The sequence below is a fragment of the Streptococcus oralis subsp. tigurinus genome (assembly GCF_002093545.1).
In the GTDB taxonomy this organism is placed as follows: domain Bacteria; phylum Bacillota; class Bacilli; order Lactobacillales; family Streptococcaceae; genus Streptococcus; species Streptococcus oralis_C.
This window is the reverse complement of the sequence record NZ_LNVF01000005.1, coordinates 39,086-56,907: the sequence shown is the minus strand read 5'-3', so window position 1 is coordinate 56,907 and position 17,822 is coordinate 39,086. Positions and strand designations below refer to the sequence as shown.

The window sequence follows — 17,822 nt, the reverse complement described above, 5'->3', positions numbered from 1 at the left end:
TGTGCATACAAAAAAGCCAAATCCGGTTGGATTTGACTTGTACCTGATAGGTTTATTTTGCTGCCCATACACTGACTGAAGCCGCTGCTACTGGAAATTCTCCATAACCTTCAGCATTGATTGTAACTTGTGCTGGATGATTTTCAAGGAGGTCAATAAAGGTTTGGTCAGCCCATTCTTGCCCGACAAACATAGATTTGCTGTTTTCTTGGTCATTTGAGATGAGGACAGCGATTGGAGATTGATGTTCAGCACCTGAACGAACCCATCCAATACAGTTGGCATCGTCAAAGTAGTCTGTTTGCTCTCCATAGGCCTTGTCTTTTCGGATGGCTAGGAGACGGTCAAGAACTTCTTTGAAATCTTGTTGAGCAAATTGCCCAGAAATACCATAATAGTCTCCGTAAAAGACACATGGAAGCCCATCTTGGCGTAATAGAATAAGGGCATAGGCTGCTGGTTTGAACCATTCTTCAACGGTAGACTCAAGAGCCTGACCACGTTGGGTATCGTGGTTGTCGACAAAGGTTACAGCCTTGTCAGGTTTGAGTTCAACCAAGCTATCTGTGAAAATACCACGAAGGTCGTAATTTGCGCCAGCTTGACTGGCTTCAAAGAGATTCTGGTGGAGACGAACATCGACAAGGTCAAAGCGTTCTTCCGTTTTTTCAAGATATTCCAGATTGGCTTCCTTGTCAGGATTCCAAAATTCACCAAAAACATAGAAATCCTCACCGTATTTTTCCTTCATATCACGGATAAAATTGCGCATGAAGAAAGAGTCAATGTGTTTAACGGCATCCAAGCGGAAACCAGCTACACCAGTCGTTTCCATGAACCAGTCAGCCCAGTCATAGATATTTTGGATGACTTCAGGATGTTTAAAATCTAGGTCGGCATACATGAGGTAGTCGTAGTTACCGTTTTCGTTATCGACCAATTCCTCGTTGGCCCAGCCTTTATTGTCCCCCTGGATCAGGTAAATACCAGACTTACGGCGCTTTGCATCGTAGTCCGTACCTGTAAAGTGGTACCAGTGCCAGTGGAAGTCATTGTAGGTGTTTTGGCGACCATCGAAAGTAAAGTGAGTCCAGCCATTGATAGTAAAGGGCTCGCTTAGTTGAACGGTACGATCCTCAGGATCCACTTCAATAACCTGAAAGGCTTCCATGTGATCGGCAGCAGCCTTGTGATTGAGCACCACATCGGCCATAGGTTGAATTCCTTGTGCCTTTAGGGCTTGAATGGCTTGAAGATAGTCTTCTTTAAACCCATACTTGGTACGGACAGTCCCTTTTTGGTGAAATTCGCCTAGGTCAAAAAGATCGTAAACACCATAGCCGACATCTTTTTCGTTGGTTGCCTTGAAGGCAGGTGGCATCCAGACATGGCTAATTCCCAGATGGGCTAGGTGCTCTGCATCATTTGTCAGTCGAGCCCAGTGTTGGCCGTCGTGAGGCAGATACCATTCAAAGTATTGCATGAGTGTTTGATTTTGCATTGTTTTTCCTCTTGCTTATCAATGTTGTGTTTTATTCTACCATAAAGTTTAGAACTAGGCAAACGTTTGCGCAAGATTCTATACTCATTTCTGTTTTTGTCTATTTTTAGCGAATAAAATCTTTATTTCCATCACAAGGGAAAGGATGTTTTGGTGGAAAAGTAAATGGAATAAACTTATTTGAACAAAAATGACACTCAGTAAACTAAAGTACAAATGGTTAAACGGTTTCTTTTTTGAGAATTGTCACAAAATTTGCTATAATAGTAGCTATGAATAGAATTAGGGTCAGCAGACGTGTTGAAAAAAAGCTAGCTAAGGGTCTAGTTCTTTTGGAAGCAAGTGATTTAACAGATATTGAACTGACGGATCAGGCAGTAGAAGTTCTTAGTCAAGACGGGAAGTTTTTAGGGAGTGCCTATCTTTCTCAGCAGAACAAGGGCATTGGCTGGTTGGTCAGCAAGGAAAAGGTTCGTTTCAATCAAGCCTTTTTTGAAATCCTGTTTCGTAAGGCCAAGGAAGCTAGAAAGCCTTATTATCAAGATGACTTGACCACTGCCTTTCGCCTTTTTAACCAAGAGGGGGATGGTTTTGGTGGTCTGACTGTTGATCTCTATGGAGATTATGCTGTATTTTCTTGGTACAACTCCTTTGTTTACCAGATTCGTGAGCTGATCGTAAAGGCTTTTAAGGAAGTTTTTCCTGCGGTCTTGGGGGCTTATGAGAAGATTCGTTTTAAAGGTCTAGACTACGAGTCTGCCTATGTTTATGGTGAGGAAGCGCCAGATGATTTTACTGTTCTTGAGAATGGCGTGCTCTATCAAGTCTTTATGAATGATGGCTTGATGACAGGGATTTTCCTAGACCAGCATGAGGTTCGTGGGAGTCTGGTTGACGGCCTAGCCATGGGCAAATCCTTGCTCAATATGTTTTCTTATACGGCTGCCTTTTCAGTTGCTGCAGCTATGGGAGGTGCGAGTGAGACGACTTCTGTCGACTTGGCCAAACGGTCTAGAGAGCTGTCAGAAGCTCATTTTCAGGCAAATGGACTCAGCATGGGCAATCATTGTTTTATCGTCATGGATGTCTTTGAGTACTTCAAGTATGCCAAGCGAAAAAGTTTGACTTATGATGTGATTGTTCTTGATCCGCCGAGCTTTGCCCGCAATAAAAAACAAATATTCTCTGTAGCTAAGGACTATCACAAGTTGATTTCCCAGAGTCTAGAGATTTTAAATCCGGGAGGGATTATCATTGCCAGTACTAATGCTGCCAATGTTTCCCGCCAGAAATTTACAGAACAAATTGATAAAGGTTTTGCAGGAAGAAGGTATCAAGTCTTGAATAAATACGGACTTCCAGCAGACTTTGCCTATAATAAAAAAGATGAAAGTAGTAATTACCTCAAGGTGATTAGTATGAAGGTTAGTAGATGAAATTAATCGTTTCAGTAATGCCAAGAAGTTTAGAGGAAGCGCAAGAACTGGATGCCACTAGGTATGAAGATGCCGATATCATTGAGTGGCGTGCGGACTTTCTTGCAAAGGACGCTATTTTACAGGTAGCACCCGCTATCTTTGAGAAATTTGCAGGGCGCGAACTTGTCTTTACCCTTCGGACTCGCGCTGAGGGAGGAGAAATCGAACTTTCCTCAGAAGAGTATGTTCAAATCATCAAGGAAGTGACCCAACTCTACCAACCAGACTATGTGGATTTTGAGTATTTCAGCCACAAGGATGTTTTTGAGGAGATGTTGGATTTTCCAAATCTGGTCTTGAGTTATCATAATTTCCAGGAAACACCTGAAAACATGATGGAAATCCTGTCTGAGTTGACCAGTCTTTCTCCAAAAGTGGTCAAGGTATCAGTTATGGCCCATACGGAGCAGGATGTTTTGGATCTGATGAATTATACGCGAGGTTTCAAGACACTCAATCCTGAGCAAGAGTACGTGACTATTTCCATGGGGAAAATTGGTAAGGTTTCGCGTATCACTTCAGATGTGACAGGTTCTAGCTGGTCTTTTGCTAGCATGGATGCGGCCAGTGCACCAGGCCAGATTTCTCTATCAAGTATGAAAAAAATCAGGGAGATTCTGGATGAAGCTTGATGGCTATACACGTATGGCAGCTGTTGTTGCAAATCCCATCAAACACTCTATTTCACCCTTCATCCATAATAAGGCCTTTGAGGCGACAGCTACCAATGGTGTCTATCTAGCTTGGGAGATTGAAGCGGGTGACTTGGCAGAAACAGTCGCTAATATTCGCCGTTACCAGATGTTTGGGATCAATCTCTCCATGCCTTACAAGGAGCAAGTGATTCCTTATCTGGATGAGTTGAGTGATGAGGCTCGTTTGATTGGGGCGGTCAACACAGTTGTTAATCAAGACGGAACGTTAATTGGATATAATACAGATGGCAAGGGATTTTTTAAGAGCTTGCCTTCTTTTACAATCTCGGATAAGAAAATGACTATTCTGGGAGCAGGTGGTGCGGCCAAATCAATCTTGGCACAGGCTATTTTGGATGGCGTCAGTCAGATTTCAGTCTTTGTTCGTTCAGTTTCCATGGAAAAAACAAGACCTTATCTGACCAAGATACAGGAACAGACAGGATTTAAAGTAGACTTGTATGCTTTAGAAGATATTTCTGTCTTGCAGGAAAGGATTGCCGAGTCGGACCTGCTCGTCAATGCTACCAGTGTGGGCATGGATGGGCAGTCGTCCCCCGTTCCAGAAAGCATCAATTTGCCAGAGGATCTCTTGGTCGCAGATATCATTTACCAACCTTTTGAGACGCCATTTTTGAAATGGGCTAGAAGTCAGGGCAATCCAGCTGTCAATGGTCTGGGAATGTTGCTCTATCAAGCTGCTGAAGCTTTTCAACTGTGGACAGGTAAAGAGATGCCGACAGACGAGATTTGGCAGTCCTTAACAGAAAAATATAAATAGTGAAAAGGAGACCCTACTATGAAAATCAGAATCGATATTCCACATCATCCTTATGATATTCAGATTGAGAAAGGTTGTCTGGCCCAGGCTGGTCAATGGTTGAAAGAACTCTGGCAACCACAAAAGGTAGTCATTGTGACAGATAACCATGTAGCTTCTCTCTATGCAGAGAAGGTTAAACTCAGCCTAGAAGATGCTGGTTTTCAGGTAGCTGTTTTTGACTTTTTAGAAGGCGAAGAACGAAAAAATTTAACCACTGTTCAGAAAGTCTATGAGTTTCTAGTTAAGCAGGGGTTGACTCGTAGCGATGGAATCGTGGCTCTTGGTGGTGGTGTCGTAGGGGATCTGGCTGGTTTCGTAGCCTCTACCTATATGCGGGGCATTCACTTTGTTCAGATTCCGACTAGTTTGACAGCCCAGGTTGATTCTTCTATCGGTGGAAAGACAGGTGTCAATACTCTATTTGCTAAAAATATGGTGGGGACCTTTGCCCAACCAGATGGAGTTCTAATCGATCCGTTTGTCCTTGAAACACTCGGAAAAAGAGAGTTGATTGAAGGAATGGGTGAGGTTATCAAGTATGGCTTGATTGAGGATCCAGAACTATGGGCTCTCTTAACGGAGCTGGATGGTTCTGTTGAGAGTATTCTGGAACATGCAGAGACTTTGATTGAACATTCTTGTCAGGTTAAGCGCAAGATGGTGGTTGAGGATGAGTTGGATAACGGTGTTCGCCTTTACCTCAATTTTGGGCACACTATTGGCCATGCCATTGAAGCAACGGCCGGTTATGGCAAGGTTATGCATGGTGAGGCTGTGGCCATGGGCATGGTTCAGATTTCCAAGGTTGCTGAGGGAAAAGGCCTCATGCCAGCTGGCATAACCCAGTCTATCACAGCTATGTGTCAGAAATTTGGTTTGCCTGTTGACTATGAAAACTGGGATGTTGATAAACTTTATCAAGCTTTGACTCATGATAAGAAAGCGCGTGGGAACACCTTGAAATTGGTCTTGGTACCAGAGCTTGGTTCAGCGGCCATTCACCCAGTTTCTCTGGAAGAGATGAAAGACTACTTGGTAAAATAAGGAGAACGTATGAGATATTTAACTGCAGGAGAATCACACGGTCCGCGTCTGACGGCAATTATCGAGGGAATTCCAGCTGGACTTCCTTTGACAGCAGAGGACATCAATGGAGACCTTAAACGCCGTCAGGGTGGCTACGGTCGCGGTGGTCGTATGAAGATTGAGAGTGACCAGGTTGTCTTTACTTCGGGCGTTCGCCACGGGAAGACGACAGGGGCTCCCATTACCATGGATGTCATCAACAAAGACCACCAAAAATGGCTGGATATCATGTCTGCGGAGGACATTGAAGACCGCCTTAAAAGCAAGCGGAAAATCACCCATCCACGTCCAGGTCACGCCGACTTGGTTGGGGGCATCAAGTACCGTTTTGATGATTTGCGAAATTCCTTGGAACGTTCATCAGCTCGTGAAACAACCATGCGAGTAGCCGTTGGGGCAGTAGCCAAACGTCTCTTAGCTGAGCTAGATATGGAGATTGCTAACCATGTCGTGGTCTTTGGTGGTAAGGAAATCGATATACCTGAAAATCTGACAGTTGCGGAGATTAAGGAACGAGCTGCCCAGTCTGAAGTTTCTATTGTCAACCAAGAACGGGAGCAAGAAATCAAGGACTATATTGACCAAATCAAACGTGACGGTGATACCATCGGTGGGGTTGTGGAGACAGTCGTCGGAGGTGTTCCAGTTGGCCTTGGATCCTATGTCCAATGGGACAGAAAATTAGATGCGCGATTGGCCCAAGCAGTTGTTTCTATCAATGCCTTTAAAGGGGTGGAATTTGGTCTCGGCTTTGAAGCTGGTTACCGCAAAGGCAGCCAGGTTATGGATGAAATTCTCTGGTCTAAAGAAGACGGCTATACTCGCCGTACCAACAATCTAGGTGGTTTTGAAGGGGGTATGACCAATGGGCAACCAATTGTTATTCGTGGAGTTATGAAACCCATTCCCACTCTTTACAAACCACTTATGAGTGTGGATATCGAAACCCACGAACCCTATAAGGCAACCGTGGAGAGAAGTGATCCGACCGCTCTTCCAGCAGCAGGTGTGGTCATGGAAGCCGTTGTTGCAACGGTTCTGGCGCAGGAAATCCTTGAAAAATTCTCATCAGATAATCTTGAAGAATTAAAAGAGGCAGTTGCCAAGCACCGAGACTATACAAAGAACTATTAAGGAGTCCTTATGGCAAAAACCATCTATATCGCAGGTCTCGGTTTGATTGGTGCTTCGATGGCACTCGGTATCAAGCGCGATCATCCTGATTATGAAATTTTAGGTTATAATCGCAGTCAAGCTTCAAGAGACATTGCCTTGGAGCGGGGGATGATAGACCGTGCGACGGATGATTTTGCTAGTTTCGCTCCTCTAGCAGATGTTATCATTCTGACCTTGCCAATCAAACAGACCATTGCTTTTATTAAGGAGCTGGCAGATTTAGACTTGAAAGAAGGTGTCATTATCTCGGATGCCGGCTCAACCAAGTCAGCCATTGTGGAAGCAGCGAAGCAGTATTTGGCTAGCAAGCCTGTCCGCTTTGTCGGTGCTCATCCCATGGCTGGTAGCCACAAGACAGGGGCTGCTTCTGCGGATGTTAATCTCTTTGAAAATGCCTATTATATCTTCACACCTTCGAGCCTGACAAGTCCTGACACACTTGAGGAAATGAAGGATCTGCTTTCAGGCCTTCATGCTCGTTTTATCGAGATTGATGCCAAGGAGCATGATCGGGTGACTTCTCAGATTAGCCATTTTCCTCATATTCTGGCTTCCAGCCTTATGGAGCAGACGGCAGTTTATGCTCAAGAACATGAGATGACAAGGCGCTTTGCGGCGGGAGGATTTCGAGATATGACCCGGATTGCAGAGAGTGAACCAGGAATGTGGGCTTCTATTCTCTTGTCCAATCGCGAGACAATCCTAGAGCGGATTGAGGATTTCAAGGAACGCTTAGATGGGATTGGACAAGCCATCAGCAAGGGAGATGAAGAGCAAATCTGGAACTTTTTCAACCAAGCGCGTGAGCAACGTCAGGCCATGGAAATCCATAAACGTGGTGGTGTGGATAGTTCTTATGACCTCTATGTCGATGTTCCCGATGAAGAAGATGTTATCTTGCGAATTTTGGAATTGCTAAGAGGAACTTCTTTGGTTAATATCCACATCAACGAAGAAAACCGTGAGGATGTTCACGGGATTCTACAAATTGCATTTAAAAATGCTCAAGATTTAGAACGAGCTGAGCGCTTAATTACAGAAAATACGGACTACACAGTCGTCATCAAATAAGGAGAAAACCATGTCAAATATTTATGATAGTGCAAATGAACTCAGTCGTGGCTTACGCGAATTACCAGAATACAAGGCGGTTAAGGCAGCTAAAGATGCCATCCAAGCTGATACTGAAGCCAGCAAGATTTTTGCAGATTATCTTGCCTTCCAGCAAGAAATCCAAGTCATGGCGCAAACTGGACAAATGCCAGATGCTTCTTTCCAAGAAAAAATGCAAACTTTCAGCAATCTCATTCAAGGGAATGCCCTCTTGTCGGACTTCTTTGCCAAACAGCAACAATTGTCCATTTACCTTTCAGACATTGAAAAAATTGTCTTTGAACCTGTTTCAGAATTATTGAAATAGTATTTTATCTGTATAAAAGCCAGAAATTTCAGGAATTTCTGGCTTTTTTGTGATAAAATAAGAAAAGTATTGCAAGTATGAGGTCAACTATGAAACTAAAAACAAACATTCGCCACTTACATGGCAGTATCCGGGTACCAGGTGACAAGTCTATCAGCCACCGTTCGATTATTTTTGGAAGTTTGGCTGAGGGAGAAACCAAGGTATATGATATTCTGCGTGGAGAGGATGTGCTCTCAACCATGCAGGTTTTTCGTGACCTTGGTGTTAAAATTGAGGACAAAGATGGGGTTATTACCATTCAAGGTGTAGGCATGGATGCCTTAAAAGCTCCGCAGAACGCCTTGGATATGGGGAATTCTGGCACCTCGATTCGCCTGATTTCAGGTGTCCTTGCTGGTGCAGACTTCGAAGTAGAGATGTTTGGAGATGATAGTCTTTCTAAACGTCCTATGGACCGTGTGACGATTCCATTGAAAAAAATGGGCGTCAGCATTTCAGGGCAAACCGAGCGAGACTTGCCTCCTCTTCGCCTAAAAGGGACGAAAAATTTAAGACCGATTCACTATGAGTTGCCAATCGCCTCCGCTCAGGTCAAGTCTGCCTTGATATTTGCAGCCTTGCAGGCTCAGGGGGAGTCCGTTATTCTCGAGAAAGAATGTACTCGTAACCACACCGAAGATATGCTTCAGCAATTTGGTGGTCATTTAAGTGTGGATGGCAAGAAAATCACAGTTCAAGGACCACAAAAACTGATCGGACAAAAGGTTATCGTTCCAGGAGATATTTCCAGTGCAGCCTTTTGGTTGGTCGCAGGTCTGATTGTTCCAAACTCTCGTGTAGTGTTACAGAATGTGGGCATCAATGAAACGCGTGCAGGTATTATTGATGTCATTCGTGCCATGGGTGGAAAATTAGAAATAACTGAAATCGATCCAGTCGCAAAATCTGCAACCCTGACTGTCGAGTCTTCAGACCTGAAAGGAACAGAGATTGGTGGAGCCTTGATTCCCCGATTGATTGATGAATTGCCGATTATTGCCCTTCTAGCGACCCAAGCGCAAGGTGTAACGGTCATTAAGGATGCTGAAGAACTTAAGGTTAAGGAAACCGACCGCATTCAGGTGGTGGCTGACGCCTTGAATAGCATGGGCGCGGAAATCACACCTACAGCAGATGGAATGATTATCAAAGGGAAATCCTCCCTTCATGGTGCTAGAGTCAATACGTTTGGTGACCATCGTATCGGAATGATGACAGCCATCGCAGCCCTCTTGGTTGCAGATGGAGAAGTGGAACTTGACCGTGCAGAAGCCATCAATACCAGCTATCCTAGCTTCTTTGATGATTTGGAGAGCTTGATTCATGGCTAAGGTATTACTCGGATTTATGGGTGCTGGCAAGTCGACAATCGCTAGAGGATTGAACCCAGACTACATTGATATGGACGCCTTAATCGAGGAACGTTTGGGCATGTCCATTGCGGATTTCTTCTCTGAAAAGGGAGAAGAGGCCTTTCGTCAAGTAGAGTCTGAAGTCCTAGCTGAGTTATTAGAAACAAATCACGTTGTGTCAACTGGCGGAGGGGTTGTCATTTCTCAGAGAAATCGTGACTTGCTCAAACAAAATGCTGATAATATCTATCTAAAAGCCGATTTTGAAACCCTCTACCAACGTATCGCAGCTGATAAAGACAATCGACGGCCACTTTTTCTCAACAACAGTAAGGAAGAGTTGCGAGAGATTTTTCAAGAAAGACAGGCTCGGTATGAGGAAGTAGCCAGTCGGGTTCTAGATGTGACCAAGCTAAGCCCAGAGGAAATTATAGAGGAGCTGAGATGAAAATTGCCTATCTAGGTCCCAAGGGATCTTTTTCGCATCATGTTGTGCAGACAGCCTTTCCCAAAGAGGAATTGCAGGCTTTTTCAAATATCACAGATGTTATCAAGGCTTATGAGCAGGGCTTGGTGGATTATTCTGTGGTACCAGTTGAAAACTCCATTGAAGGTAGTGTTCATGAAACCTTGGATTACCTTTTTCATCAGGCTCGTATCCAAGCAGTTGCAGAAATCGTCCAGCCTATTCACCAGCAGTTGATGGTGGTTTCAGGTCAGTCAAAAATTGAGAAAATCTTTTCTCATCCTCAGGCTCTAGCTCAGGGAAAGAAATTCATAGAGGCGCATTATCCAGAAGCCCAGCTTGAAGTGACGGCAAGCACAGCCTATGCAGCTCGCTTTATTGCTGAACATCCAGACCAACCTTTTGCGGCTATTGCCCCTAGAAACTCCGCTGCAGAGTATGGTTTGGAATTGATAGCAGAAGATATCCAAGAAATGGAAGCCAATTTCACTCGTTTTTGGGTTTTAGGGTCTGAGATACCGATGATTCCTTTGAACTCGCAAGCTGAAAAAATGAGTTTGGCCTTGACCTTACCAGACAACCTTCCCGGTGCCCTCTACAAGGCACTTTCGACCTTTGCTTGGAGAGGGATTGACTTAACAAAGATTGAGAGTCGCCCCCTTAAAACAGCCTTGGGAGAATACTTTTTCATTATCGATATAGACTATAGTGACAAAGAACTGATTCATTTTGCCAGACAAGAACTAGAGGCCATTGGGATCCAGCACAAGATACTGGGAACCTACCCGATTTTTACCATAACTGATATAGAAAAGGAGAGTCAATGAGCAAAGAAAATCCTTTAAGTCATCACGAGCAGTTACGTTATGACTATCTCTTCAAAAATATTCATTACCTCAACGATCGTGAACGGAGGGAGTTTGATTATCTGCAACAGAAAATGGCAGGTCCCAAGTCTGAAGTTCACCATTTCTACCAAGAAGAAAAAGAAGAAACTTGGGGTAGAGATATTGATCTTCCGACTTATGGCAGTAGAAGTCGATCTAAGAGACGTGAAAAGGTAACTCCTCTGCCTAAAGTCAAAAAGAAAAAAAGAAGAATTCGCTTCAAACGAATACTGACTTGGCTCTTGCTGTTGATTACATGTGTGGCTGCGGGCATGATTATTATGTTTCTTCGAGGTTTTCAGTCGGCAACTACTAGCAATAAGCCAGCTGATGCAAAAGCGGCACAAGTACAGGTGTTTAATGGTCAAGATACTAAAGACGGGGTGAATATCCTAATCATGGGGACAGATGGCCGTATTGGTCAAAATAGTGCAGAAACTCGCACAGATACGATTATGGTATTGAATGTTAGTGGTTCGGATAAGAAAATCAAGCTAGTCAGCTTCATGCGTGACAACCTAGTCTATATTGATGGCTACAGCCAGATTGTGAATGGCAAGAAACAAATGGATAATAAACTCAACGTAGCCTATGAACTTGGGGAGCAGGAGGGGCAAAAAGGAGCAGAAATGGTTCGCAAGGTTTTAAAAGACAACTTTGACTTGGATATTAAGTACTATGCCCTGGTCGACTTCCAGGCCTTTGCAACAGCCATTGATACCCTCTTCCCTGACGGAGTATCGATTGATGCTCAATTCTCAACATTGAATGGTCAACCTTTAACAGAAGCTACAGTTGGAGATGACCTACATGCAACAGAAACGGAATCACCAACTCAAACTATTAAAGTTGGGAAACAGCAGATGAATGGCTCGACCTTGCTCAACTACGCTCGTTTCCGTGATGATGATGAAGGAGACTATGGTCGTACCAAACGTCAGCAGCAAGTCATGTCAGCTGTTCTTGAGCAAATCAAAGATCCAACCAAGCTCTTTACAGGATCAGAGGCACTTGGAAAAGTTTTTGGAATGACTTCAACCAATCTACCTTATACTTTCCTACTGACTAATGGTTTGTCAGTTATCGAAGGCGCACAGAATGGTATTGAAAGACTCACAGTACCAGAACTTGGTGACTGGGTAGATGCTTATGATGTCTATGGAGGGCAAGGACTTCTTGTCGATCAAAATAAATACCAAACCAAACTCGCTCAAATGGGGATGAGATAAGAGGCGATAAATGAAAATCAAAGTTTGATTCACTAGTGAAATCGTGGTCTGAGCTTTGGTTTTTCTTGCTATCTGATAGATTTTTATAGCTTTTTTATGGTATAATAAAATGATATAACTCGTTATTGGACAGAAGAGGAGAGATATGAGTGATTTGAAAGCGATTCAGGCTCGTAGTCTGGAAATGGCTGAATATTTCGTCGCATTTTGTAAAGAACATGATTTGTTATGCTACCTCTGTGGTGGAGGAGCTATTGGCGCCCTTCGTAATAAGGGTTTCATTCCTTGGGATGATGACTTAGACTTTTTCATGCCACGTAAGGATTATGAAAAATTAGCAGAACTGTGGCCACGTTATGCAGATGAGCGTTATTTCTTGTCAAAGAGTCACAAGGATTTTGTAGACCGTAACCTTTTTATTACCATTCGTGACAAGGAAACCACATGTATCAAACCTTACCAGCAGGATTTGGATTTGCCCCACGGTTTGGCCTTGGATGTTTTGCCTTTAGATTATTATCCGAAAAATCCAGCTGAGCGTAAGAAACAGGTTCGTTGGGCCTTGATTTATTCACTCTTTTGCGCCCAAACTATCCCAGAAAAGCATGGTGCAGTCATGAAATGGGGAAGTCGCATCTTACTCGGTTTAACTCCAAAATCTCTACGCTATCGCATTTGGAAAAAAGCTGAAAAAGAAATGACCAAGTATAGTCTGGCTGAGAGCGATGGAATCACGGAATTATGCTCAGGTCCTGGCTACATGCGAAACAAATACCCAATCGCATCTTTTGAAGACAATCTTTTCTTGCCATTTGAAGGAACAGAGATGCCCATTCCAGTCGGTTATGATGCCTATCTCAGAACTGCTTTTGGGGACTATATGACACCACCACCAGCGGACAAGCAAGTACCGCATCATGATGCCATTATAGCAGACATGGACAAGAGCTACACAGAATATAAGGGAGAATATGGTGTATAAGAAAAAAATTCTGTTTTTCATGTGGTCCTTTTCTCTTGGAGGCGGAGCAGAGAAGATTCTATCTACCATTGTTTCAAATCTGGATCCAGAGAAGTATGATATTGATATTCTTGAAATGGAACACTTTGATAAGGGGTATGAAACGGTTCCCAACAATGTTCATATTTTAAAGGCTTTTCAGGATTATCGTCAACCAAGATGGTTACGAGCTCTTTTGTGGAGAATAAGAATCTATTTTCCAAGGCTGACTCGTCGCTTGCTTGTAAAAGATGATTATGATGTTGAAGTTTCTTTTACGATTATGAATCCACCACTCTTATTTTCAGAGCGGAAAGAAGTCAAGAAGATATCTTGGATTCATGGAAGTATTGAGGAATTCCTAAAGGATAGTTCAAAACGTGAATCACATAGACGTCAGTTGGATGCTGCGGATACCATAGTAGGGATTTCAAAAAAGACCAGTAATTCTATCAAAGAAGTGTACCCAGATTATTCTTTGAAATTACAAACGGTATACAATGGTTACGATTTTAAGAGTATTTTAGAAAAATCTCAAGAGAAGATAGATATCGAGATTGCGCCTCAAAGCATCTGTACTATCGGACGGATTGAGGAAAATAAGGGTTCTGACCGTGTGGTGGAAGTGTTACAACTATTACACCAAGAGGGAAAAAACTATCATCTCTACTTCATAGGGGCTGGTGATATGGAAGAGGAACTGAAAAACCGCGTCAAAGAGTATGAGCTTGAAGACTATGTACATTTCCTTGGTTATCAAAAAAATCCTTATCAGTATTTGTCTCAGATGAAAGTTCTCTTGTCTATGTCTAAACAAGAAGGTTTTCCTGGAGTGTATGTGGAGGCCTTGAGTCTGGGACTTCCTTTTGTCTCTACGGATGTTGGAGGGGCTGAGGAATTATCCCAAGAAGGACGATTTGGACAAATCATTGAGAGCAATCAAGAGGCAGCTCAGGCAATTACTGACTATATGACTTTTGCCTCAAACTTTGATGTTAACGAGGCTAGCCAATTCATTCAGCAATTTACAATTGCCAAACAAATCGAACAAGTAGAAAAACTATTAGAGGAGTAGCATGGAAACTGCATTAATTAGTGTCATTGTGCCAGTCTATAATGTGGCGCAGTACCTAGAAAAATCGATAGCTTCCATTCAGAAGCAGACCTATCAGAATCTGGAAATCATTCTTGTTGACGATGGTGCAACAGATGAGAGTGGTCGCTTGTGTGATTCAATCGCTGAAAAAGATGAAAGGGTGTCAGTACTTCATAAAAAGAATGAAGGATTGTCACAAGCACGAAATGATGGAATGAAGCAGGCTTACGGGGATTATCTGATTTTTATTGACTCAGATGATTATATCCATCCAGAAATGATTCAGAGCTTATATGAGCAATTAGTTCAAGAAGAAGCAGATGTTTCGAGCTGTGGTGTCATGAATGTCTATGCTAATGATGAAAGCCCACAATCAGCCAATCAGGATGACTATTTTGTCTGTGATTCCCAAACATTTCTAAGGGAATACCTCATAGGTGAAAAAATTCCTGGAACGATTTGCAATAAACTAATCAAGAGAGAGATTGCAACTGCCATATCCTTTCCTAAGGGATTGATTTACGAAGATGCCTATTACCATTTTGATTTGATTAAGTTGGCTAAGAAGTATGTGGTGAATACCAGACCCTATTATTACTATTTCCATAGAGGGGATAGTATTACGACTAAACCTTATGCAGAGAAGGATTTAGCCTATATTGATATCTATCAAAAGTTTTATAATGAAGTTGTGAAAAACTATCCTGACTTGAAGGAGGCCGCTTTCTTCAGATTGGCCTATGCCCAATTCTTTATTCTGGATAAGATGCTTTTGATAGAGGATTACAGAAAAATTGAAGAATATCCAGCGATTTATCATTTTCTGAAGAAGCACGCTTTTTCTATTTTTAAAAATCCTATTTTTAGAATGGGGAGACGAATTAGTGCTTTAGCTCTATTTTTAAACATACGATTGTATCGAATATTGTTACTAAAAAATATTGAACAGTCAAGAAAAATTAATTAGAAAAGGAGGAGAGAAATGATTGATGGCAAACGAATATTGCTTTGTGCGACCATTCTAAGCTATTTCTTAACAATTTTTAGTGGTATCACTTATTTGTTTACAAATGAGAATGTCGTACTGTTAACGACTCTACTATTGTTGCTGATTAGTAGCCTTCTATTTTGCTGGAATAATATAAAATATTATTTAATTCACTTTATTTTTTATATTACAATTTTTATATTTTTGGTATCCAGACCCACGATAGATTACTTTAGAGATGGTGCCTTAGACACTTACCAACCTATTGCTTACCGTTTTTCTTTTTTGGTGGTAATTGTCTCAATATTGGGACTGACAATAGGAGGATTCATTGCTAGTTATTACATTAGCAGAAAGAAAGTTCACGATATAGAAGTTAGACAAGAATCTACTGCAAACTTTATAAAAAACTTACGTTTTGTATCACTAAGTGTATTTTTGATTACCTATCCATTTTACTTTTTAAGACTACTTGAACGTTTGCTTTACCGTTTACAGACTTCTTATTACAATTATTATGCAAATTTTGAGAGTCAACTTCCATATTTTACCTATATCTTATCGACATTTACGGTTTATGCGATGTGTATGTACTTGGCAACTAAACCAAAAAAATTACACGCGACAGCAGTGCTAGTGTCCTTTATTGTCGCAAATACTATTCATTTAGCAATAGGAACACGTAACCCTTTCATTTTAAGTATTCTATTTGCTTTCGTATATTATTTTATGCGTGAGCAGACTGAAAAGGGAAAATGGATTGGCTTCAAAGAGAAATTGGCCCTTTTTGTTGGATCACCTATTCTTATGTTAGCAATGGGAATTCTTAATTATGTGCGAGATAATGTGCAAGTTTCTCATACAGGATTTTGGGATATTCTTCTTGATTTTATTTATAAACAGGGAACCAGTTTTGGAGTATTGGCGAGAGGATTTTTATACAACAGTAGTCTCCCTTATAGAGATTTTCGAAATTTCACCTTTGGCCCTATAATTGACTATTTTGCAAGGGGAAGTTTGGGAATCATTTTTGGAGCGAAACCATTTGAACATACAACAAATAGTATTGAATTAGCCATTGATAGTAATAGCTACGCTAATAACCTATCTTATCTTGTCCTAAACAAGGAATACTTAAAAGGTCATGGTATTGGTAGTAGTTACATCATGGAGTTGTATACCGATTATGGTATGATGGGAGTTTTCCTACTAAGTCTCCTACTTGGCTTATTATTTATAGCAATGTTGCAAGTTGCTTATCGCTCGAAAACCATCTTATTCGCTTTGTCCCTATTGATCTTGAATAATATCTTCTTTATGCCAAGAAGTAGCTTTTCGGAAAGTTTCTTTAACCTGTTTACAATGCAATTCTGGGGAATTGTTCTTGTTATGCTATTTGTCGCTAAAATGATTACTAAAAAAAATCAATATCTAATACAAAAAAGGAGTTAACTCATGTTTGAACACTATTCAGTAGAGGATTTATTTGCAAATCTCTATAAAAAACGGAAAATGAATCTGCTAGTTTTGATTGTTTTATTTGCACTTATCGCTGTGCCATTTACGATTACAGCGGTCAAAAACAAGAATACGGTGAAAGATACATCTAGCTATTCAACTTATATTACTTATAAAATTACGCCTCCAGAGGATTCTTCAAAAGTAATTTTAAACCACCAAGTTGGAAGATACAGTGATTTTTATGCTAAATTAATTGACGGTAATCTAAATGGAGCCTTTCTATTTAATGATGTTGATTCAGATAAAATGAAAAAAATTGCTCGTGATTTGGATACGACAGAATCAGCCTTAAAAAATTCAACCAGTGACTACTGGACTAAAAAATTAACGGTAAATTCATTAATTGATGATGCAGGTGTAAGTATCAAAATTTTAACACCTAGCAAAGAGGTAAATGATTTTCTTGAGACCAAGTTTGATTCATTGATTGATAAATTTAAGAGTACCTATGCAAATGTTAAAATTGAAAAGTTAGAAACAGTCAATTCAAAAGAATTAAATCCTAGTGGTGAAATTACAGTTGGCTTCAATCTTAAAAATCTAGTTTTGCGCTTAGCAGTTATAGGAGTTCTATGTGTTGTTCTCCTTATTATGGGAAATGTTCTTGTCTACATTTTTAATCCTACAATTAATCGTGCAGGCGACTTTTTGGCTTATCAACTAGATTTTGTTTCAAATATCACTACCAATGATAACCTATCACAACTTTTGAGTTATAGATGTGAAGGTCAACCATTAGCGGTTGTCAGTTCAGATAGTCGTATCTTAAAGAAATTACAAGAAAATTACAAATTAAATATAGAGGGTATTCATTTTGTAGATTTGCAAAATGTAAAAGATCTTTTAGCAACGGACAATGTTCTATTCGTTGAGGAATATGGTGTTACTCGTTATAAAAAATTTGAAGAAAGCTTGCAGATGGTTAGAAATCTAAATCGTTCAGTTTTAGGAGTCATAGCTTTTAATCTATAAAGTATCTTCATAAAAAGTGAAGAGGTTCAATACTTAAAGAGGACGTGATAGTCCTCTTTTTTATGCCTACGATAAGGTAGAAAGGAAGTC

At 41.2% G+C, this 17,822-nt stretch carries 17 protein-coding genes; 16 read left to right on the top strand and 1 reads right to left on the bottom strand.

Annotated features, from left to right (window positions below; all coding sequences use genetic code 11):
* Window positions 1-52: 52 nt before the first annotated feature.
* The gene (locus ATE34_RS07030) at window positions 53-1,501 is read right to left on the bottom strand and encodes an alpha-amylase (protein WP_084911445.1); all 1,449 of its coding nucleotides are present in this window, start codon (window positions 1,499-1,501) and stop codon (window positions 53-55) included.
* 272 nt (window positions 1,502-1,773) lie between these two features.
* Here ATE34_RS07030 and ATE34_RS07025 point away from each other — a divergent pair, with 272 nt between their 5' ends.
* The 16 genes from ATE34_RS07025 (at window position 1,774) to tarQ (ending at window position 17,732) form a co-directional block, all read left to right on the top strand.
* Complete coding sequence (locus ATE34_RS07025; RefSeq protein WP_180382683.1) at window positions 1,774-2,937, top strand: class I SAM-dependent rRNA methyltransferase; 1,164 nt, start codon at window positions 1,774-1,776, stop codon at window positions 2,935-2,937.
* Window positions 2,934-3,611, top strand: a complete 678-nt coding sequence (gene aroD / locus ATE34_RS07020; protein WP_084911444.1) for a type I 3-dehydroquinate dehydratase — start codon at window positions 2,934-2,936, stop codon at window positions 3,609-3,611. Before ATE34_RS07025 ends, aroD begins: the two co-directional genes overlap by 4 nt.
* Window positions 3,601-4,455, top strand: a complete 855-nt coding sequence (locus tag ATE34_RS07015) for a shikimate dehydrogenase (RefSeq protein ID WP_084911443.1) — start codon at window positions 3,601-3,603, stop codon at window positions 4,453-4,455. Before aroD ends, ATE34_RS07015 begins: the two co-directional genes overlap by 11 nt.
* 18 nt (window positions 4,456-4,473) lie before the next feature.
* The gene (gene aroB / locus ATE34_RS07010; RefSeq protein ID WP_084911442.1) at window positions 4,474-5,541 is read left to right on the top strand and encodes a 3-dehydroquinate synthase; all 1,068 of its coding nucleotides are present in this window, start codon (window positions 4,474-4,476) and stop codon (window positions 5,539-5,541) included.
* A 9-nt stretch (window positions 5,542-5,550) separates the two neighbouring features.
* Entirely contained in the window at window positions 5,551-6,717 is a 1,167-nt protein-coding gene (gene aroC / locus ATE34_RS07005) for a chorismate synthase (RefSeq protein ID WP_084911441.1), read from the top strand.
* Between the two features lie 9 nt (window positions 6,718-6,726).
* A complete protein-coding gene (locus tag ATE34_RS07000) occupies window positions 6,727-7,830 on the top strand; it encodes a prephenate dehydrogenase (RefSeq protein ID WP_084911440.1) in 1,104 nt (367 codons plus the stop codon).
* A gap of 10 nt (window positions 7,831-7,840) precedes the next feature.
* Window positions 7,841-8,179, top strand: coding sequence for a YlbF/YmcA family competence regulator (locus tag ATE34_RS06995; protein WP_084911439.1), 339 nt, complete (start codon window positions 7,841-7,843; stop codon window positions 8,177-8,179).
* 89 nt (window positions 8,180-8,268) lie between these two features.
* Window positions 8,269-9,552 carry a 3-phosphoshikimate 1-carboxyvinyltransferase gene (gene aroA, locus ATE34_RS06990; protein ID WP_084911438.1) on the top strand — a complete coding sequence of 428 codons (1,284 nt, stop codon included), beginning with the start codon at window positions 8,269-8,271 and terminating at the stop codon, window positions 9,550-9,552.
* A complete protein-coding gene (locus ATE34_RS06985) occupies window positions 9,545-10,021 on the top strand; it encodes a shikimate kinase (protein WP_084911437.1) in 477 nt (158 codons plus the stop codon). Before aroA ends, ATE34_RS06985 begins: the two co-directional genes overlap by 8 nt.
* Entirely contained in the window at window positions 10,018-10,866 is an 849-nt protein-coding gene (gene pheA / locus ATE34_RS06980) for a prephenate dehydratase (protein WP_084911436.1), read from the top strand. Before ATE34_RS06985 ends, pheA begins: the two co-directional genes overlap by 4 nt.
* On the top strand, window positions 10,863-12,155 hold the full coding sequence (locus ATE34_RS06975) for an LCP family protein (protein WP_084911435.1): 1,293 nt from the start codon (window positions 10,863-10,865) through the stop codon (window positions 12,153-12,155). The genes pheA and ATE34_RS06975 overlap by 4 nt, the downstream gene beginning before the upstream one ends.
* Before the next feature lie 145 nt (window positions 12,156-12,300).
* On the top strand, window positions 12,301-13,137 hold the full coding sequence (locus tag ATE34_RS06970; protein WP_084911434.1) for a LicD family protein: 837 nt from the start codon (window positions 12,301-12,303) through the stop codon (window positions 13,135-13,137).
* Window positions 13,127-14,230 (top strand): glycosyltransferase, encoded by a 1,104-nt coding sequence (locus ATE34_RS06965; RefSeq protein WP_084911433.1) that lies wholly within the window; start codon window positions 13,127-13,129, stop codon window positions 14,228-14,230. Before ATE34_RS06970 ends, ATE34_RS06965 begins: the two co-directional genes overlap by 11 nt.
* A 1-nt stretch (window position 14,231) precedes the next feature.
* The gene (locus tag ATE34_RS06960) at window positions 14,232-15,218 is read left to right on the top strand and encodes a glycosyltransferase family 2 protein (protein ID WP_084911432.1); all 987 of its coding nucleotides are present in this window, start codon (window positions 14,232-14,234) and stop codon (window positions 15,216-15,218) included.
* Window positions 15,219-15,233: 15 nt separating this feature from the next.
* The gene (locus tag ATE34_RS06955; protein WP_084911431.1) at window positions 15,234-16,691 is read left to right on the top strand and encodes an O-antigen polysaccharide polymerase Wzy family protein; all 1,458 of its coding nucleotides are present in this window, start codon (window positions 15,234-15,236) and stop codon (window positions 16,689-16,691) included.
* A 3-nt stretch (window positions 16,692-16,694) separates the two neighbouring features.
* Window positions 16,695-17,732: a teichoic acid biosynthesis protein TarQ gene (gene tarQ, locus ATE34_RS06950; RefSeq protein ID WP_084911430.1), complete on the top strand. Its 1,038-nt coding sequence runs from the start codon at window positions 16,695-16,697 to the stop codon at window positions 17,730-17,732.
* Window positions 17,733-17,822 lie beyond the last annotated feature (90 nt).